The sequence below is a fragment of the Pseudomonas sp. GW821-FHT02A08 genome, assembly GCF_059422045.1.
The window spans coordinates 62436-81968 of the sequence record NZ_JBWKWD010000028.1 but is presented as its reverse complement, the minus strand read 5'-3'; the positions used below and the strand labels follow the sequence as shown (position 1 = coordinate 81968).

Annotated in this window: 18 protein-coding genes; 10 read left to right on the top strand and 8 right to left on the bottom strand. The window is 60.7% G+C overall.

Annotated elements, in window-relative coordinates:
- Nucleotides 1-155: 155 nt before the first annotated feature.
- The gene (locus AC07W4_RS19510) at nucleotides 156-1220 is read left to right on the top strand and encodes a hypothetical protein (protein ID WP_495033620.1); all 1065 of its coding nucleotides are present in this window, start codon (nucleotides 156-158) and stop codon (nucleotides 1218-1220) included.
- Between the two features lie 17 nt (nucleotides 1221-1237).
- The gene (locus AC07W4_RS19505; RefSeq protein WP_495033619.1) at nucleotides 1238-1591 is read left to right on the top strand and encodes a DUF1428 domain-containing protein; all 354 of its coding nucleotides are present in this window, start codon (nucleotides 1238-1240) and stop codon (nucleotides 1589-1591) included.
- Between the two features lie 14 nt (nucleotides 1592-1605).
- Here AC07W4_RS19505 and AC07W4_RS19500 read toward each other — a convergent pair whose 3' ends face one another.
- On the bottom strand, nucleotides 1606-1800 hold the full coding sequence (locus AC07W4_RS19500; protein ID WP_495033618.1) for a hypothetical protein: 195 nt from the start codon (nucleotides 1798-1800) through the stop codon (nucleotides 1606-1608).
- A gap of 122 nt (nucleotides 1801-1922) precedes the next feature.
- On the opposite strand from AC07W4_RS19500, the gene thpR reads away from it, so the two are divergent.
- Nucleotides 1923-2465 carry an RNA 2',3'-cyclic phosphodiesterase gene (gene thpR / locus AC07W4_RS19495; protein WP_495033617.1) on the top strand — a complete coding sequence of 181 codons (543 nt, stop codon included), beginning with the start codon at nucleotides 1923-1925 and terminating at the stop codon, nucleotides 2463-2465.
- Nucleotides 2466-2703: 238 nt separating this feature from the next.
- Here the strand turns inward: thpR and AC07W4_RS19490 are convergent, their stop codons facing one another.
- From AC07W4_RS19490 to AC07W4_RS19470, 5 genes are all read right to left on the bottom strand, one after another.
- Nucleotides 2704-3801, bottom strand: a complete 1098-nt coding sequence (locus AC07W4_RS19490; RefSeq protein ID WP_495033616.1) for a polyamine ABC transporter substrate-binding protein — start codon at nucleotides 3799-3801, stop codon at nucleotides 2704-2706.
- A 215-nt stretch (nucleotides 3802-4016) separates the two neighbouring features.
- The gene (locus AC07W4_RS19485) at nucleotides 4017-4901 is read right to left on the bottom strand and encodes an ABC transporter permease subunit (protein WP_495033615.1); all 885 of its coding nucleotides are present in this window, start codon (nucleotides 4899-4901) and stop codon (nucleotides 4017-4019) included.
- On the bottom strand, nucleotides 4898-5812 hold the full coding sequence (locus AC07W4_RS19480) for an ABC transporter permease subunit (protein WP_495033614.1): 915 nt from the start codon (nucleotides 5810-5812) through the stop codon (nucleotides 4898-4900). Before AC07W4_RS19480 ends, AC07W4_RS19485 begins: the two co-directional genes overlap by 4 nt.
- Nucleotides 5809-6951, bottom strand: coding sequence for a polyamine ABC transporter ATP-binding protein (gene potA, locus AC07W4_RS19475; RefSeq protein ID WP_495033613.1), 1143 nt, complete (start codon nucleotides 6949-6951; stop codon nucleotides 5809-5811). Before potA ends, AC07W4_RS19480 begins: the two co-directional genes overlap by 4 nt.
- 371 nt (nucleotides 6952-7322) lie before the next feature.
- A complete protein-coding gene (locus tag AC07W4_RS19470) occupies nucleotides 7323-8084 on the bottom strand; it encodes a gamma-glutamyl-gamma-aminobutyrate hydrolase family protein (protein ID WP_495033612.1) in 762 nt (253 codons plus the stop codon).
- Nucleotides 8085-8367: 283 nt separating this feature from the next.
- Between AC07W4_RS19470 and AC07W4_RS19465 the strand changes: the two genes are divergently transcribed.
- The 4 genes from AC07W4_RS19465 to AC07W4_RS19450 all read left to right on the top strand — a co-directional run bounded on the left by AC07W4_RS19465 (nucleotide 8368) and on the right by AC07W4_RS19450 (nucleotide 13654).
- Complete coding sequence (locus AC07W4_RS19465) at nucleotides 8368-9744, top strand: glutamine synthetase family protein (protein ID WP_495033611.1); 1377 nt, start codon at nucleotides 8368-8370, stop codon at nucleotides 9742-9744.
- Between the two features lie 172 nt (nucleotides 9745-9916).
- A complete protein-coding gene (locus AC07W4_RS19460) occupies nucleotides 9917-11407 on the top strand; it encodes an aldehyde dehydrogenase (RefSeq protein WP_495033610.1) in 1491 nt (496 codons plus the stop codon).
- Between the two features lie 53 nt (nucleotides 11408-11460).
- A complete protein-coding gene (locus AC07W4_RS19455; RefSeq protein WP_495033609.1) occupies nucleotides 11461-12744 on the top strand; it encodes an NAD(P)/FAD-dependent oxidoreductase in 1284 nt (427 codons plus the stop codon).
- 361 nt (nucleotides 12745-13105) lie between these two features.
- Nucleotides 13106-13654, top strand: coding sequence for a cupin domain-containing protein (locus AC07W4_RS19450; protein WP_007975263.1), 549 nt, complete (start codon nucleotides 13106-13108; stop codon nucleotides 13652-13654).
- Between the two features lie 127 nt (nucleotides 13655-13781).
- Here the strand turns inward: AC07W4_RS19450 and AC07W4_RS19445 are convergent, their stop codons facing one another.
- Nucleotides 13782-14489, bottom strand: coding sequence for a CatB-related O-acetyltransferase (locus tag AC07W4_RS19445; RefSeq protein ID WP_495033608.1), 708 nt, complete (start codon nucleotides 14487-14489; stop codon nucleotides 13782-13784).
- A 538-nt stretch (nucleotides 14490-15027) separates the two neighbouring features.
- Between AC07W4_RS19445 and AC07W4_RS19440 the strand changes: the two genes are divergently transcribed.
- The 3 genes from AC07W4_RS19440 (at nucleotide 15028) to AC07W4_RS19430 (ending at nucleotide 18295) form a co-directional block, all read left to right on the top strand.
- Nucleotides 15028-15474, top strand: a complete 447-nt coding sequence (locus AC07W4_RS19440; RefSeq protein ID WP_495033607.1) for an anti-virulence regulator CigR family protein — start codon at nucleotides 15028-15030, stop codon at nucleotides 15472-15474.
- Between the two features lie 120 nt (nucleotides 15475-15594).
- Nucleotides 15595-16092 (top strand): hypothetical protein, encoded by a 498-nt coding sequence (locus tag AC07W4_RS19435; protein ID WP_495033606.1) that lies wholly within the window; start codon nucleotides 15595-15597, stop codon nucleotides 16090-16092.
- A 283-nt stretch (nucleotides 16093-16375) separates the two neighbouring features.
- Nucleotides 16376-18295 (top strand): tyrosine-protein phosphatase, encoded by a 1920-nt coding sequence (locus AC07W4_RS19430; protein WP_495033605.1) that lies wholly within the window; start codon nucleotides 16376-16378, stop codon nucleotides 18293-18295.
- Nucleotides 18296-18548: 253 nt separating this feature from the next.
- Here AC07W4_RS19430 and AC07W4_RS19425 read toward each other — a convergent pair whose 3' ends face one another.
- Nucleotides 18549-19496 carry a helix-turn-helix transcriptional regulator gene (locus tag AC07W4_RS19425; protein WP_495033604.1) on the bottom strand — a complete coding sequence of 316 codons (948 nt, stop codon included), beginning with the start codon at nucleotides 19494-19496 and terminating at the stop codon, nucleotides 18549-18551.
- Nucleotides 19497-19533 lie beyond the last annotated feature (37 nt).

Below are 19533 nucleotides of genomic sequence, written 5' to 3'. Positions count from 1 at the left end.
CCGCCGCTCCCACAAACCGCTTTCCTGTGGGAGCGGCGGTGCGGCGATCCGACTTGCCCGCGAAGGCGGCCTCAAGGGCGCCGCAACCTATACTTGAATCATGGTTTTCGAGTGCTGGACATCCCGCCCGGTGCACACTTCAGGAAGCCGCCATCTTGAACCTGCGTTCACTGATCATTGCCGTGCTGGTGGTGCTGGCAGGGTGCGCCACGCCGCCGCGTGCGCCAGTGGAAGTGGTGCCGGTCGTCGTTCCTGCCAGCACCTGGCAACAAGTGGACCGGGAGATCGTCGCCGCGTCGCAGTCGGCCACCGAGCAGACCCGAATCTACTCCCGCGGTGCCATGGATTACTGGCGCACACGGGTCTATGAATTGACCGAACAGAATTTCATTCCGTGGTTCAGCAGTTACTGGACCCAGGAATGGCTGTCGATGAAGGTCAGCTGGTACACCATCAGCGCCAAGGGTGAGCAGGACGCCGTGGAAAAACGCCTGGCGGCGTACCTGCTCGAAGCCTATCAGGATAAGGTCCTGGCCCCGGCGGCCGTGGAAGTCGATCCCGATGCGATTCTCGGCCTGGCAGCGGCGTTCTATGTCGACATCCTCAAGGAAGAGCTGCAGAAAATCTCCAACCGCCACGGCGTGCCGATGGCCCAACTCAACGGGCGCATCCAGAAAGTCCCGGCCATCGCCCTCGGGCCTCCGCCGACGAGGGACGCCTCGTTGTACCAGGTCATGCGCACCGAACCGCTGAACTCCTTGCCGGCCTTCGCCGCGCTGATCGACAAAGTCCATAAGGCCGGTGGCGACAAGGGGGTGGGCTCGACCGAAACCGCGATGGCGCCGGTGGCCAGGCGCGCCAGCCGGCGGATGGAAGCCGAGATGGCCCCGCGCGGGGCCGCCAGCGCCGTGGCCGCAGCGACCGGGAAACTGGCCGGTGGCTTGATCACGCTAGGGGTGGCTGGCATTCGCGCATTCATCCAGGCCTTTGACCGGCCCGATAGCGAGGCGCTGATTCGCCGTAGCCTGGGCAATACCTTCGACAAGGCCTGGACCAAACTGGTGCAGAGCCCGACCAGCGGCGTCATGGCCTGCACGCTTTACATGGCGGCGCAGATCGAAGGCAGCCTGGGCGGCAGCGCACAACCGCCGGTCGGTTTGAGCGCCGGCACTGTCGATCGGACGCCAGCGCAACCGACTAACCTGCAGCACACCCCATGACCCAAGGAGAAATACTCATGTCTTATGTCGATGGTTTTATCGCTGCCGTACCCACCGCCAACCGTGAGCAATACCTCAAGCACGCCAAAATCGCCGCCTCGGTCTTCAAGGAAAACGGTGCCTTGAGCGTGGTCGAATGCTGGGGCGAAGACGTGCCGGAAGGCAAGGTCACCTCGTTTCCAATGTCGGTGAAGCTCAAGGAAGGCGAAACCGTTGCCTTTGGCTGGATCATCTGGCCGGACAAGGCCACCCGCAATGCCGGAATGGACAGGATGATGCAGGACCCGCGCATGAAGCCGGACGTCAATCCGATGCCCTTCGATGGCCAGCGCATGGTCTACGGCGGGTTCGAAGTACTGCTCCAGGCCTGAAGCCGCACGCGGGATCACTCCGGCGTCGGGGTGATCCTGCAACTCTTGCGCTGGCGGATCTCGTCGTCCGTCGGCCGCTCGCGGATGAACTCGAAGCGCGGCTCGCCTTCGCTGTAGTGCACCAGCCAGCCCCATTCCAGCTGGAGTTCATCCTGGCCGGGCTCGGGCGGTCTGGCCCACCATGGCTCTTTGCTGATGATCTGTCGCATGGCCCCCTCCAGTATCTCGGGATGCTAGAACTATAACGCGCATGCCCCACAGCGCCAGAAATACGCTGGCCGGTACGCGAGGGTTGAGTACACTCAGGCGGTCTTCCCAGGAGGTACCCGGCATGAACGACGAATCCCGCGAGCCGTTCAAGCGTCTGTTCTTTGCGCTGAACTGCGCCCCGGCCCAGCGCCGGGAGATAGCGCAGTGGCGCAGTGCGCTGCAACTGCGCAACGGACGGCCGGTGCCGGCGGAAAACTTTCACCTGACGCTGAAGTTTTTGGGGGCGGTGGGCATGGCGCAGATTGCCGACATCTGCACCGCTGCCGCGTCCATCCGCACGTCGGGCGAGCGCCTGACGGTGGTGCTGGATCTCCTGGACGTGTGGCGCAGGGCAGGGGCGCTGGTGCTCGCGCCGCAACAGGCGCCCCCGGCATTGCTGCGCCTGGTGTATGACCTGGAACAGGCGATGTTGCCGTTCGGCCTGGAGCAAGCGCCAAGGGAATACCGTCCGCACCTGACCCTGGCGCGGGACTATCGGGCGCCGGTGCCGGAGTCCGCGACACTCCCCGAATTCTTCCTGCGTGCCGAGCGCTTCACCCTGTTCGAATCCCACAAGGGCCGTTATCGGGCACTGGCCGAATGGCCTTTGATTGATCCCCAATAAAAAAGGCGCCCGAGGGCGCCAAATTCACCTGAACCGAGGGAGCCAGGTGAGGCCGTTCTACTTGCAGGAGAGGCAGCGGTGGTAAGGCGCTGCGTGAACGGAAAGTGTTGAACCCCCACCGATCTAATGTGGGAGCGGGCTTGCTCGCGAAGAGGCCGGCACATTCAATAGAGATGTTGACTGACCTGACGCCTTCGCGAGCAAGCCCGCTCCCACATTAGGTCGGTGGGATTCTGGATTATTGGCCCAACTTCACCTTGGTCCAGCCACGGGTCATGACTCGCTGGACGGCAATCGGCTGGTCCGGCACGGCATAGAGCGTGGCCATCACCGCTTCCGGCGGGTAGGAGCCCGGATCGTTGCGGATCGCTTCATCGACCAGTGGCGTGGCCGCGGCGTTCGCGTTGCTGTAGCCGATATTGTTGGTGATGTCGGCAATCACGTCGGGGCGCATCAGGAAGTTCATGAACAGGTACGCGTTCTCGACGTTGGCGGCATCGCGGGGGATGGCGAGCATGTCGTAGAAACTGGCGGCGCCTTCTTTCGGGATGCTGTAGTCGATCTTCACCTTGTCCCCGGCTTCCTGGGCGCGGGCCTTGGCCTGCAGCACGTCGCCGGAGTAACCGACGGCCACGCAGATGTTGCCGTTGGCCAGGTCCGAGATGTATTTCGACGAATGGAAGTACGCCACGTTCGGGCGAATCTTCATGAACAGTGCCTCGGCTTCGGCGATGTGCTGTTTGTTCTGATCGTTCACCGGGTAGCCCAGGTAGTGCAGGGCGGTCGGGATCATTTCGGTCGGCGAGTCGAGGAAGCTGATGCCGCAGGCTTTGAGCTTCTCGGCGTTTTCCGGTTTGAACAGCAGGTCCCAGGAGTTGGTCGGGGCGTTGGCGCCGAGCACTTCCTTGACCTTGGCCGGGTTGAAGCCGATGCCGATCGAGCCCCACATGTACGGGATGGCATGGGCGTTTTCGGGATCGCTCGCGGAGGCATTTTTCAGCAGTACCGGGTTGAGGTTTTTCCAGTTCGACAGCTTCGACTTGTCCAGTTCCTGATAGACGCCGGCCTTGATCTGCTTGGCCAGGAAACTGTTGGACGGCACCACGATGTCGTAGCCGGATTTGCCCGCCAGCAGGCGTGCCTCAAGGGTCTCGTTGCTGTCGAAGACATCGTAGGTCACCTGGATGCCAGTCTCGTCCTCGAACTTCTTGACGGTGTCCGGGCCAATGTAATCGGACCAGTTATAGACGCGCAGAACCTTGTCATTGGCCTGGGCGCCGGTGGCGATTGCGCCCAATAAGGACAGTGTCAGCAGAGTCCTGCCAAACATTTTCATCGGTACAACTCCATTTCTTTTTTATTCAAATACACAAAACAATTGCAGTCCTGGCACACCCCTTGTAGCAGCTGGCGAAGCCTGCGTTCGGCTGCGAAGCAGTCGTGAATTCAGACACTGCGGCTCTATCAGGAAGATTGAGTTCGCGGGTTTTACGACTGCTTCGCAGCCGAACGCAGGCTTCGCCAGCTGCTACAAAGCGTGTGTGCAGGCCTTTAGGCCGTCGCTTCTGCCATTTGCTTTTTCGGTTGCTGCCAGGATTCGCTGGCGGTCTGGTCCATGGCTTCCTGGATCGCGCGCTTGCGGGTGGCTTCGGCGCGGCGGCTGAAGTACCAGACCATGAAAGTCACGATCGACACGGCCAACAGGATCAGGCTGGCCACGGCGTTGATCTCGGGCTTGACCCCAAGACGCACCGCCGAGAACACTTCCATCGGCAGGGTCGTGGAACCCGGGCCCGAGACGAAACTCGCCAGCACCAGGTCATCGAGCGACAGGGCGAACGACATCATGCCGCCGGCCGCCAGTGACGGCGCGATCATCGGAATGGTGATCAGGAAAAACACCTTGAACGGCTTTGCACCCAGGTCCATGGCCGCTTCTTCGATGGACAGGTCCAGCTCGCGAAGGCGGGCGGAGACTACCACCGCCACATAAGCGGCACAAAACGTGGTGTGGGCGATCCAGATAGTGACGATGCCACGCTCCATCGGCCAGCCGATCAACTGCGCCATGGCCACGAACAGCAGCAACAGCGACAGACCGGTGATCACTTCAGGCATCACCAGCGGCGCGGTGACCAGGCCACCGAACAGGGTGCGGCCCTTGAAGCGCGTAACGCGCGTCAGGACGAACGCGGCCAGCGTCCCTAGTGCGACTGCTGCGATGGCGGTGTAGCAGGCGATTTCCAGCGAGCGCACCACCGAACCCATCAGCTGGCTGTTGTCGAGCAAACCGGCGTACCACTTGATCGACCAGCCACCCCACACTGTCACCAGCTTGGAGGCGTTGAACGAGTAAATCACCAGAATCAGCATCGGCAGGTAGATAAACGACAGGCCGAAAATCAGCATGAACTTTGAAAATCCGAAGCGTTTCATCCCCGTGCCTCCATCTCTTTGGCCTGGCTGCGGTTGAACAGCAGAATCGGCACAATCAGGATCAACAGCATCACCACCGCCAGGGCGGACGCCACCGGCCAGTCGCGGTTGTTGAAGAACTCTTGCCACAATACGCGGCCGATCATCAGGGTTTCCGGGCCGCCCAGCAGTTCCGGAATCACGAACTCACCCACCACTGGAATGAACACCAGCATGCAGCCGGCGATGATGCCGTTCTTGGCCAGCGGCACGGTGATTTTCCAGAAACTGTTGAAGGTGCTCGAACCCAGGTCCGACGCCGCTTCCAGCAGGCTCTGGTCGTGCTTGACCAGGTTGGCGTACAGCGGCAGCACCATGAACGGCAGATACGCATACACCACGCCGATGTAGACGGCGATGTTGGTGTTGAGGATCTCGATCGGGTGCGAGGTCAGCCCGGTCCACATCAGGAACGCGTTGAGCAGACCGTTGTTGCTGAGGATGCCCATCCACGCGTAAACGCGGATCAGGATCGCGGTCCAGGTCGGCATCATGATCAGCAGCATCAGCACGTTCTGCGCTTCCTTGCTGGCCTTGGTAATGGCGTAGGCCATCGGGAAACCGATCACCAGGCACATCAGGGTGCTGAAAAACGCCACCTTCAACGAACCCAGGTAGGCGGACAGGTACAGCTCATCCTCGCCCAGCAGGGTGTAGTTGCCGATATTGAGCAGCAGCTGGAATTTCTGCTCGGCGAAGGTGTAGATCTCCGAGTAGGGCGGAATGGCCAGGGCCGCTTCCGAGAAGCTGATCTTCATCACCAGGAAGAACGGCAGCATGAAGAACAGGAACAGCCAGATGAACGGAATCCCGATGACGAACTTGCGCCCGCTGGGGACCCACCTCAGGAATTGCTGATTGAAGGTTTTCATGCGCGCAGTACCACGCCGCTGTCGTCTTCCCACCACACGTAGACCTGGTCGTCCCAGGTCGGACGCGCACCACGGCGTTCGGCATTGGCCATGAACGACTGGACGATCTTGCCCCCAGGCAGCTCGACGTAGAACACCGAGTGGCCACCGAGGTAGGCGATGTCATGCACCTTGCCGGCGGACCAGTTGTAGCGGTTGTCCGGCTTGACGGTGCTGACCAGCAGTTTTTCCGGGCGGATCGCGTAGGTGATCGACTTGTCCTGCACTGACGTGCTGACGCCGTGACCGACGTAGATCTTCTGCTCAAGGTCCGGGCTGTGGATGATCGCGTGACCTTCCAGGTCCTCGACCACGGTGCCGTCGAAGGCGTTCACGTTGCCGATGAATTCGCAGACCATGCGGCTGACCGGTGCTTCATAGATGTCCACCGGGCTGCCGATCTGGGCGATCCAGCCCAGGTGCATGATCGCGATGCGCTGGGCCATGGTCATGGCCTCTTCCTGGTCGTGGGTCACCATCACGCAGGTCACGCCCACGCGCTCGATGATCTCCACCAGCTCCAGTTGCATCTGCGAACGCAGCTTTTTATCCAGGGCGCCCATCGGTTCGTCGAGCAACAGCAACTTCGGACGCTTGGCCAGGGAACGGGCCAGGGCCACGCGCTGACGCTGGCCGCCGGACAGTTGGTGCGGCTTGCGCTTGGCGTATTGGGTCATGTGCACCAGGCGCAGCATCTCCTGCACCCGGGCGTCGATTTCGGCGGCTGGCAAACGGTCCTGCTTGAGGCCGAAGGCGATGTTCTGCGCCACCGTCATGTGCGGGAACAGCGCGTAGGACTGGAACATCATGTTGATCGGTCGTTCGTACGGCGGCATGTCGGTGATGTCGACGCCGTCGAGCAGAATCCGGCCTTCGGTCGGGCGCTCGAAACCGGCGAGCATGCGCAGCAGGGTCGATTTGCCGGAACCGGAACCACCGAGCAGGGCGAAGATTTCACCCTGGTGGATTTCCAGGGACACATCGTCCACAGCGGTGGTTTCGTCGAACTTCTTGGTGACACGATCGATTTTCACCAACACCTTTTTCGGTGCCTGGTGACCCTCAAGAGCCTTCCTGTAGATGCTGGAGGCGTTTGCCATGTGAAACTCCCAACAGGTTTCAGTCGCCCGGCCAACACGGCCCGGCTTAATAGTGGATTGCAAACCCGGGTCAGATGATGTCAGTCAGTTCAACGCAGGCCCCTGTGGTAGCGGGCTTGCTCGCGAAAGCGGTGTGTCAGGCGACATCTGTGTTGACTGTGTCGCCGCCTTCGCGAGCAAGCCCGCTCCCACAGGGGGACTGCATCTGGCTGACCGGCATTGCACTCTGGCCGGGTTTATTCGGCGCCGCCATCCTGGCTGCCTGGTCGTACTTGTTGTTATTGCAGTGTGTTGTTTTCGCGAGAGGGGCACGCAAAAGCGCCTGACCGCTCGCGTTGGGCAGTCAATCGTTGAATGTGGGTATCAGTTCGTCAGTTCGAGTGACGCAGTGCCGCCCGTTGCCGGCAGGCTTCGCCGAACGCCTGGAAAATACTCAGATAAGGAGGGTTGTTCAGCACCTGCCATTCGGGGTGCCATTGCACGCCGAGGGCAAACGCCTGGCTGTGCTCGACGGAGATCGCCTCGATCAGGCCATCGGGCGCGACGGCTTCGGCGCGCAGGCCGGGCGCGAGACGGTCGATGCCCTGGCTGTGAATCGAGTTGACCTGGAACACCGCAGGCAGGTTCAGCGCCTCGAACACACCCCCAGGCTGCACATTCACCCCGTGAGCGGGAGCGTATTGCACGGCCAGGTCCGGATGGTCGGCCTCACGATGGTCGAGCAAGCCAGGCAGTTCATGGACCTTCTGATGCAGGCTGCCACCGAACGCCACGTTCATTTCCTGGAAGCCACGGCAGATGCCGAGCACCGGAACGCCCGCTGCAATAGCGGCGCGGATCAGGGGAAGGGTGGTGGCATCCCGCGCCGGATCATGATCCGTGCCGGGGGCGCTGTCGGGGCCTTGATAGTGGAAGGGTTCCACGTTCGAAGGCGAGCCGGTCAGCAACAGACCGTCGAGCTGCGGCAGCAGGTCATCGATTTCGGTCAGGTCGCCTAAGGAAGGAATAACGACAGGCAGCCCCAGCGCCGCAACGCTGACAGCACGCAAGTACTTGTCACCGCTGATGTGGTAGGGGTGCAGGCCAATCTGTTTGACGCACGCAGTAACGCCGATCAATGGCTTGAATGCCATTTTTATCACCTCGAAGTTTCACACTTGAACGAGCTTTTCCGGAGCTTAGCCTTGTTGATTTTAATTAACAACTCTCATGTAAAAAATTCTAAACGCCGCACGTCCGATCTTCAGGGTTTACGCGTGTTTGAGGGCGTATCTGGCACTCTCGTCCCCCTGAGAGGCCCGAAAATAAACGTTGAAAGGCCAGGTGTTCGCTATTGACTTCACTTTGCCTTTCGGATTGACTGGGCTCGTGAAAGGGCGGTGAACATAATAATTAACAGTAAAAAATAGGTGCATCATGTCGGTCCCTCTGCGTGCCGTTCAACTCAACGAAGCAAACGCATTCCTTAAGAAACATCCTGAGGTTTTGTACGTCGACCTTCTGATTGCGGATATGAACGGTGTGGTGCGCGGCAAGCGCATCGAGCGCACCAGTCTTCATAAGGTTTACGAGAAAGGCATCAACCTGCCGGCGTCTCTGTTTGCTCTGGACATCAATGGTTCCACGGTGGAAAGCACCGGCCTGGGTCTGGACATCGGCGATGCCGACCGGATCTGCTACCCGATCCCCGGCACCCTCAGCATCGAGCCTTGGCAGAAGCGCCCAACCGCGCAACTGCTGATGACCATGCACGAAATCGAAGGCGAACCCTTCTTCGCCGACCCGCGTGAAGTGCTGGCCAATATCGTGCGCAAGTTCGACGACATGGGCCTGACCATCTGCGCCGCGTTCGAGCTGGAGTTCTACCTGATCGACCAGGACAACGTGAACGGTCGTCCGCAATCGCCACGTTCGCCGGTATCCGGCAAGCGTCCGATGTCGACCCAGGTGTACCTGATCGATGACCTCGACGAATACGTCGACTGCTTGCAAGACATCCTCGAAGGCGCGAAAGAGCAGGGCATCCCGGCTGACGCCATCGTCAAGGAAAGCGCCCCGGCGCAATTCGAAGTCAACCTGCATCACGTGGCTGACCCGATCAAGGCGTGCGACTACGCCGTCCTGCTCAAGCGTCTGGTGAAGAACATCGCCTACGACCACGAAATGGACACCACCTTCATGGCCAAGCCGTATCCGGGCCAGGCGGGTAACGGTCTGCACGTGCACATTTCGATTCTCGACAAAGACGGCAACAACATCTTTGCCAGCGAGGATCCCGAGCAGAACGCCGCGCTGCGACACGCGATCGGCGGTGTGCTCGAGACCCTGCCGGCGCAGATGGCGTTCCTTTGCCCGAACGTCAACTCCTACCGTCGCTTCGGCGCGCAGTTCTACGTGCCGAACTCGCCGAGCTGGGGCATCGACAACCGCACCGTGGCCGTGCGTGTACCGACCGGATCAAAGGACGCCGTGCGCATCGAGCATCGTGTAGCCGGTGCCGACGCCAACCCATACCTGCTGATGGCATCGGTGTTGGCCGGTATTCACCACGGCCTGACCAACCAGATCGAACCGGGCGCCCCGGTGGAAGGCAACAGCTACGAGCAGAACGAGCAGAGCCTGCCGAACAACCTGCGCGATGCACTGCGCGAGCTGGACGACAGCGAAGTCATGGCGCGCTACATCGACCCGATGTACATCGACGTGTTCGTGGCGTGCAAGGAAAGCGAGCTGGCCGAGTTCGAGAACTCCATCTCGGACCTTGAGTACAACTGGTACCTGCATACCGTTTGATTGGCCGGTTCAAGACAATCAAATGTGGGAGCGGGCTTGCTCGCGAAAGCGGTGGATCAGTCAACACTGATGTCGCCTGACACTGCGCCTTCGCGAGCAAGCCCGCTCCCACATGAGATTGCATTTCAATTCAGTCCGACGACTACTCATTCCCCTGCGTCGAGTCACAACCATGACAATTTCCCGCAGCGACTGGGAGCAACGCTTCCAGTCCCTAACAATCGAAGGTCGCGCATTCATTGACGGCCAATACTGCGCAGCCGCCAGCGGCGCGACGTTCGAATGCTTAAGCCCCGTGGATGGTCGTTTCCTGGCGAACGTCGCCAGCACCGACGAGGCCGATGCCAATGCAGCGGTCGCCGTCGCGCGCCGCACCTTCGAATCCGGCGTGTGGGCCAACCTGGCCCCGGCCGAGCGCAAGCGCATCCTGATCCGTTTCGCCGACCTGATCCTGGCCAACCAGCAAGAGCTGGCCCTGCTCGAAACCCTCGATATGGGCAAGCCGATCAGCGACTCCATGAGTATCGACATTCCGGCGACCGCCAACGCGATCCGCTGGACCGCCGAAGCCATCGACAAGATCTACGACGAAGTCGCCGCCACGCCCCAGGACCAGCTTGGTCTGGTGACCCGCGAAGCGGTCGGCGTGGTCGCGGCCATCGTGCCGTGGAACTTCCCGCTGATCATGGCCAGCTGGAAATTCGCCCCGGCCCTGGCGATGGGCAACTCGTTCATCCTCAAGCCTTCGGAAAAATCCCCGCTGACGGCGATCCGCATCGCGCAACTGGCGCTGGATGCCGGGATTCCCAAAGGCGTGTTCAACGTCCTGCCGGGCTACGGCCACACCGTGGGCAAGGCGCTGGCGTTGCACATGGACGTCGACGTGCTGGCTTTCACCGGCTCCACGGCGATTGCCAAGCAACTGATGATCTACGCCGGTCAGAGCAACATGAAACGCGTCTGGGCCGAAGCCGGTGGCAAGAGCCCGAACGTGGTGTTCGCCGACGCGCCGGATCTGCGCGCGGCAGCACAGGCGGCGGCCAGCGGCATCGCCTTCAACCAGGGCGAAGTCTGCACCGCCGGTTCGCGTCTGTTGGTAGAGCGTTCGATCCGCGAGCAGTTCATCCCGCTGCTGGTGCAAGCCCTGCAAGCCTGGAAACCAGGCCACGCCCTCGATCCTGCAACCACCGTCGGTGCGGTCGTCGACCAGCGTCAACTGGACAACGTGCTGCGCTACATCGGCATCGGCAAAGAGCAGGGCGCCCAACTGATCGCGGGCGGCAGCCGCACCCTCGAAGACACCGGTGGCCAGTACGTGGAACCGACGATTTTCGACGGCGTGACCAACGCCATGACCATCGCCCGGGAAGAAATCTTCGGCCCGGTGCTGTCGGTCATCACCTTCGACACCTTCGATGAAGCCCTGGCGATTGCCAACGACAGCATCTTCGGCCTGGCCGCCGGCGTGTGGACCAGCAACCTGAGCAAGGCCCACACCTTCGCCCGTGGCCTGCGTGCCGGCAGCGTCTGGGTCAACCAGTACGACGGCGGCGACATGACCGCGCCGTTCGGCGGGTTCAAGCAGTCGGGTAACGGTCGGGACAAATCGCTGCACGCGTTCGACAAGTACACCGAACTCAAGGCGACCTGGATCAAGCTCTAACACCTTTGAAGCGACGGCCGCCGACACGCTGTCGGCGACCCTCGGAGAAACGTATGAAACAGACACATGTGAATAGCTACTACGCCGCCACCCGCAACTTCACCGGCGATTTCCCGGTGCTGGAAGGGGCTGTGGACTGCGACGTCTGCGTGATCGGCGCCGGCTACACCGGCCTGTCCTCGGCCCTGTTCCTCGCTGAAGCGGGCTACAGCGTGACCGTGCTCGAAGCGGCCAAGGTCGGCTTCGGCGCCAGCGGTCGCAACGGCGGCCAACTGGTCAACTCCTACAGCCGCGACGTCGATGTCATCGAAGAGCGCTACGGCGACAAGACTGCCGAAATCCTCGGCAGCATGATTTTCGAAGGCGCCGACATCATCCGTCAGCGCATACAGCACTACGACATCCAGTGCGACTATCGCCCTGGCGGCATCTTCGCGGCGATGAACAAGAAGCAACTCAAGGGCCTGGCCGAGCAGAAGAAGAGCTGGGAACGCTACGGCAACAAGAACCTGAAAATGCTCGACGCGGCCGATATCAAGCGCGAAGTCGGTTCCGAGGCCTACGTCGGTGGCCTGTTGGACATGCAGGGCGGTCACATTCACCCGCTGAACCTGGCACTCGGTGAGGCTTCGGCGATCATCGGCCTGGGCGGCAAGATCTACGAGCAATCGGCGGCGGTGGAAATCACCTACGGCGAACCGATCACTGTGCGCACTGCAAAAGGCGTGGTGAAGGCCAAGTACCTGCTGATCGCCGGTAACGCGTACCTGCCGCAGGGCCTGGACAACCGCGTGACCAGCAAGAGCATGCCGTGCGGTTCGCAGATCGTCGTCACCGAGCCGTTGTCGCAAAAGCAGGCCCGTAGCCTGATCAAGAACAACTACTGCGTCGAAGACTGCAACTACCTGCTCGACTACTACCGCCTGACCGCCGACAACCGCCTGCTGTACGGCGGCGGCGTGGTCTACGGTGCGCGCGAACCGGACGACATCGAACAACTGATCCGCCCGAAGATCCTCAAGACCTTCCCGCAATTGAAGGACGTGAAGATCGACTACCGCTGGACCGGCAACTTCCTGCTGACCATGTCGCGCATGCCGCAATTCGGCCGTATCGAGAAAAACGCCTACTACATGCAGGGCTACAGTGGCCACGGCGTCACTTGCTCGCACCTGGCCGGCAAACTGATCTCGGAAATGATCCGTGGCGACGCCGAACGCTTCGACGCGTTTGCCTCGCTGCCGCACATGCCGATGATCGGTGGGCGCACCTTCTCGGCGCCGTTGACCGCCCTCGGCGCCGTGTACTACTCGCTGCGTGACCGTTTCGGCATCTAGGCTTTACCTCGCCGGCGGCATCTCCCCAAAGGGTGCCGCCGGATTTTTACGACGGCCAAAAAGGCCATGAACACTGCAGTTCCCTGTGGGAGCGGGCTTGCCCGCGAAGAGGCCATTTCAGCCAAAATAGATGTCGCCTGACACACCGCTTTCGCGAGCAAGCCCGCTCCCACAGGTTTCGCGCAATGCCTGGGAATTATTATCCGCAGGCTATTTTTTACGCCGTTTATCGAACCTGCTGAGCATTACGAACAAACGTGATTTAATAGCCGCCTTTCACGTTTCCGGGACCGGAAAACGGCGTGATCCGCGCCTGCACTCCACCCCCATTACCCTTAAGTAGCACGCACATAAGGCTGTCATGGACACGGGCTCACGACTCAAATTAGTACGCGAAAGCTACAAACTGTCCCAGCGCGAGCTGGCCCGGCGTAGCGGCGTCACCAATGCAACCATTTCCCTGATCGAACAGAATCGGGTCAGCCCTTCCGTCAGCTCCCTGAAGAAATTGCTGGAGGGCATCCCCATGTCCCTGGCCGACTTCTTCACCTTCGATCAGCCACCGCGCGAACACCAGTACGTCTTTCGCGCCAACGAACAACCCGACCTCGGCCGCCATGGCCTGCGCCTGCTGCTGATCGGCGCGTCCGTGCCAAGCCGGCAGATGCGCTTGCTGCGCGAGCAATACGCACCGGGCGCAAGCTCGGGCGAAGAGCCGATCGTGCATTCCGAAGGCGAGGAGTGTGGGTTGGTGACCCGGGGTACCGTGGAGTTGACCGTGGATGGCCAGGTGAGCGTGCTCAATGCCGGGGATGGCTATTACTTCCCGACGACCTTGCCGCACCGGTTTCGCAATATCGGGGCCGATGAGGCGGAAATCATCAGCGCCAACACACCGGCGAACTTCTGATAACCGCTTTGCGAGCAGGGTTCATCAGGAACCAGCCGTCAAAACCCGCATCTGATGCGGGTTTTTTATTGTTCGAATCTGGTTACTGCCAGGGATCTTGAAGTGCAGCGTGGGTCATTCCCGCAGCTCATGACGAAACACTGCACCCTTTGCGGGTTATCTCGATCTGTTGGTAGTCGGCGCGGTTATCTTTCTGCCGGGTGGCCAACAGAGCCAAGGCAGCTTGCGGATCATTGAGCGGTAATGTCTTGAGTACCTCGACATCGACGTCCCACCACTTGCTGTCGATCAGCGCCTCGATCAACTCGGGTGTGTGCCGATACTTGACGACTTTTGCCGGGGTGCCGGCAACAATGGCGTACGGTGGCACGTCATGGGCAACCAGGGCGCGAGTTGCGATGACAGCGCCAGTGCCAATGGTCACGCCTTCCAGGATCATCGCGCTATGGCCGATCCAGACGTCATGCCCGATCGTGATGTCCGCAACCACCGGGTCATAAACCAGCGCCGTGTCGGTATATTGAAAGGGATGTGAACTGAGCCAGTCCAACGGATGCGAGCTCTTTTGCTGGCCGATAAAACAGCTGCTACTTATTGAGCAAAACCTGCCAATGGAGGAGACCGCCGAAAGGAAGCAGTCACTGCGGATATAGGTATGGGCACCGATTTCCAGCTTTTTCGACTCTATGACCACATTCCCAAGCGTCACGCCTTCTTCTATGGTCAGTGTCGTTCTTTTGTGCAGTGACAATAGACCGCCCGCCACTTTGCATTTGTGTTTGCGAATCCATCTTTTCCAGTAACTATTTCGCAAATAACTGATTATTTTTTTCATGAAAAGCTGTCTTGGATATCCGTTATAGGGCTTGGCCTGGCCCCATGAGCCAACGGTCGAGTCTAAATGAATCGGCGGGGGAGATGAATTTTTTAGGCGTTTTTCAAAAACGGTTTCTGTGCGTCAGTCTGCTGATGGCCGCTGTAACCAACTGAACGGTGGCCATTGAAAACCCGCAGAAATGCGGGTTTTTTGTGCTTGAAAAATGGTTGAGGTACTGGAGGACGGCGTTGAGGCGTTCGGTGGCTCTGGCGCCGTAAAACCGGGCACTGCGGTGTGTCTGAGGAAATGAGTTGCAATGGATGAGGGCCGCTTCGCAGCCCGGCGGGAGCAAGATCCCTCGCCACGGGGGGGGAAATTCCTACATGTTTTTCGGATGTCAGGGATGTGCGATCGACAAGCCCCATCCTCCGGCAAACGCCTGCAAGGCTTCGATCGGATGAGCGTAGACGGTTTGGCGCCTGGTGACTCGACGGAACCAACTTCGTCTATAACGTCTAAATTTCAGGGACTATTCCCCACCACGAAGGAATGAATCATGTTCAGGACTCGATCATTGATTGCAGCTGTTACCTGTTTGACGCTGGTCTGCGGCTCGGTGACGGCGCTGGCCGATCCTGGTAACGGCCAGGGCAACGGGAAGGCCAACCATGGCAACCAGGGTAGTCATGGCAACAAGAACAAGAGTTCCGGCGGCGGGGACTGGAGCAATGGCCCGAGCATCAACCGGGGCAGCGTGCTCGAGATCATTGGCGTGAATACGGGCTACTGGAGCCCCGGGCCCGATTTGCCACCGGGTATTCAAAAGAACCTTGCCCGGGGCAAGCCGCTTCCACCCGGCATCGCCAAGAAACTCGATGGCCGACTGGTCGGCAGGCTGCCCCACTATGACGGCTACGAATGGCAGCAGGTCGGCACGGACCTGATCCTGGTTGCGCTGGCCACCGGGCTTGTCTATGAAATTCTCGACGGTGCCTTTGATTGACGTGTGGAAGGTAGTCTTCCTGCTGATTAAAGGTGCTCCAGCCGTCTGTCTTGGTAGTTGAACTGTTGGAGGGATATCGCGTCATACCGAACGCGATATCAACCACCTACGGAAGCAATCATGCTTTTTAAAAACAAGAGTCTCGTTGCTGTAATGTCATGCGCCATGATGCTTGCGGCCGCCCCGTTACTCCCTGATGGCCTGTCGATCATGGGGTCCGCATACGCGAAGGACGGCGGTGGCGGTGGTGGCGGAAACGGCGGCGGTGGCGGCGGTGGTAACGGCGGTGGTAATGGCGGCGGAAACGGTGGAGGCCACGGCGGCGGCATGGGTGGCGGACACGCCGGTACAGGCCACTCCGGCAGTAACGGCCGCGGTAACGGGCTGGACAGCGACCATGCCGGCAAATCCGTGCGCGACCATGGCCTGAGCGGGAACCACTACGGTAGTGCGCGCAACGATGACAACGGCCATGGCACCACGACCTCAGGCATCGCCCATTCCAAGGATACTCGCGGCATCGCCAAGGCCAGGGCCATTTCGGCCTCGACGCCGGGTGATCACAACACCAAAGGCTTGAGTAAAGCCGGGCTGTCGACCTCGAAAAAATCCCATTGAGTTCGCGGCGACAGATCAGTTTCTGAAAAGCAATAAACCCGCTGGAACAGGCGGGTTTTTTATGCCTGGAAATTGATCGCAGACAATCGCATATCTCGTTCCCCGCCAGCACATCACTCACAACCTGCCCCCAGGTTGCCCGCACAACAGGCATTACACGGACAGAAAACGAGCCACCTGGACACATCACGCAGTGATTTGCGTTTGCAGGCGATTTGTCATGTTCAGCGCCATTCCAATGTAGATATTAGTCAGCCCAACGCGATTTCAATGAGGCTGCACTGTGTTCCAACGACTTGTGTGTTCGCTGTCTGTTTTGAGCCTGTCCATCGCTGCCGCCCAGGCGGCCGAGACTGTCCCCCTCAACACGCCACGCCTGAAAAGCATCGACAATTTCCGCGATGTCGCCGGTCTCACCACGGCATACACCACCGCCAGCGACGGCACCATGCGTGGCGGGGTGTTTTACCGCTCCAACGCGCTGACCCCGTCGGCGGCGGATCTGGCTACCCTCAATGGCCTGGGCATCAAGGCAGTCTACGACCTGCGCACGCCCAGCGAGATCGCCGCCACGCCCGACAAGATGCTCACTGGCGCGACCTACACCAACATCGACATCATCGGCGGCTCCACGTCGGGGGCGAACGTCACCAACGTCGCGTTCCACAGCGCCGCCGAAGCCACCGCCATGATGCAGGACACCAACCGGGATTTCGTGCGCAACCCAGGGATGCGCAGCGAGTTCAACCAACTGTTCAATGATCTGGCGGCGGTCGACGGTGCCGCGCTGTTCCATTGCACCGCCGGCAAGGACCGCACGGGCTGGACCGCTGCGGTGCTGCAAAGCATCGCCGGGGTCGACGATGCCACCATCATGAGCAACTACCTGGCGACCAACGACTACACCGCCGCGCGCATCAAGGCGACCCTGGCGGCGTTGCCACCGAGCCTGGCGACCATATACGGGCCGCTGATCGGTGTGCAGGCCAGTTACCTGCAAGCCGGCCTGGACGAGGTGACCGCGCAATACGGCACGATGGACAAGTACCTCAAGGAAGGCCTCGGCCTGTCCCAGGAAACCATCTACGTGCTGCGCGGCAAGATGGTGTTCTACAACAGCCTGCCGGGCGCGGCGGACCTGGCCGGCAATGCCGCGGCCGGCGCGCAGTTGTTGCAACAACTGCAGAACAGCAACCTGTCGGGCACCTACAGCGCCTACAACTACTACCTGCAGTCGGCCATCGATACCCGCAGTCTCGGGGGCGTGGATTCCACCGTCGGCGGTCAGGTGCACGCCGATGCCGCCAGCTACCTGCTGCGCCAGGGCGCGATGATCGAACAGGCCGCAGCGCCGTTCACCAGCGGCATCGACCTCAAGGCCGGGCAATATCGCCTGTGGAGCACCGCGCTGGCGGGGTATCTGGGCACGGACGGTTCGTCCCGGGCCTCCAGCAGCAACGAGCATACCCAGGGCATGATGATTGGCCTGACCCAGCGCTTTTCCGAACAGCTCAGCACCCATGCCGGCTTCGGCTACAGCAGCGGCAATGTCGGTGGCGCAGGTGGCGAGGCCGATACCGACCTGACCTTCTTCAGCGTCGGCGCACGTTTCGCACCGAACGGTCTGGAGCGCGGCCTGTTTGTGGATGCCGATGCCAACGCCGGCTACCTCGATTACCAGAGCAAGCGCGAACTGGGCGGCGGTCTGGGCACGGCCAAGGGCGATAGCCATGGCAACCTCACCGGCGCGACCCTGGCCCTGGGTTACCGTGTGCCGGTGAACGGCGTGACCCTCGAGCCGAGCCTTGGCGTGCGGATCAGCCACGTCAACCTGTCGGGCTTCCAGGAAAAAGGCAGCGAACTGGCCCTGGACGTCGACGGTATCCACGAAACCCGCAAGAGCGCGGTGGCCAACCTCAATGCATCCTTTGCACCTGTCAGCCTGGGCGCCTGGCAAGTGGTGCCGGGGGTGCAAGTGGGCTACGAACATGTGTTGGGCGACCCTGAGGTCGACAGTGAAGGGCAATTGCTGGGCCTGGACATCGAGCAGCAAGCCGCCTTCGACAACCGTGACCAGTTCACCGGTGGCGTCAACGTCATGGCCAACCTTGGGCCGTGGAGCGTAGGGGCAGAAATCGGCGCCAGCGGTGGCGGCGACAGCCACGGCTTCAATGGCGGGCTGAAGGCCAGTTATCTGTTCTGACGATCAGTCAAGGCAATCTGTGGGAGCGGGCTTGCCCGCGAAGGCGGACTGACAGTCGACAAAGAAGGTGGCAGATAAACCGCTTTCGCGAGCAAGCCCGCTCCCACAGTGGTTTTGTGCTTGCCACCTGATCCAGGCACGACACGCAACCTGTGGGAGCGGGCTTGCCCGCGAAGGCGGACTGACAGTCGACAAAGAAGGTGGCGGATAAACCACCTTCGCGAGCAAGTCGAATCGTCGCACCGCCGCTCTCTCAATGGGTCGCCATCGGCCGCGTTCGCAAGCCCTTTCTCACGTCTGCGGGGCTGATGCCGTAGGCACTCTGGAAGTACTGGCAAAACCGCCCGACATTGCTGAAACCGTGTTGCAAGGCCACGTCTGTCACCGAAGGCGACACCCCTTGGGACAGCGCGGCAAAGGCGCGCTCCAGGCGGACCTGGCGCTGATAGGCAACGATCGAAGTGCCCATGAAACGCTGAAAACCTTCCTGCAATGCGCGCAGGCTGACGTTGGTCAATTGCGCCAGCTCGGTGCCGCTGGCCAGGTGGTCGGGGTGCTCCTGAATGTACTCGACGGCCAGCTTCACATGCCGTGGCGCTATCAGTGGGGAAGGGCGCCGGAGGGCTTCGGTGAAGTTGTGTGGCCAGGCTTCCAGAACCGCATCGACCAGCATTTCGCGAAGGCGCGAAGGCATCAGCGAACCGGTGTTGATCAGCAGGTCGAACTCGGTGCCGGTGGCCAGTTCGATCAACGCCCGGATGCCCTGCAAGGCCGACACATTCAGGTCCACCACCGGCTCGAAATGCACCTTTTGCAGGATAGGTTTGCCCAGCAGCGTCGACAGGCGCTCGGTGATCAGCCGGCGGCTGATCGAAATCCCGTGCTGTGCGTGGTTGTCGACAAAGCGCGCCGAGCGGACCTCGGCCTTGTCGATCGCCAGGCCTGTTTGCGCGAAACCGACCGACTCGGTGACGTGGTTGAAAATGATCTTGCCGGCGGTGGGAATGACGAAGGTGATTTCATCAAGAGGGGCGGGAAAAGCCACCGTGAAGTCACCGCGATAGTGCATGCGACGAAAACTGACACCTTCGTGCCGGCCGTAGACCCCGCCGATGATGATGTTTTTCGGCGGCGGCGGTGAGTCGCAATAGAGGTTGCCGAACAGGTTCGAGAACAACGCGCCAAAGTCGTCGCAGCTCATGTCGTTGGACCTGATGATGATTTGCTTGCGCGTCGTG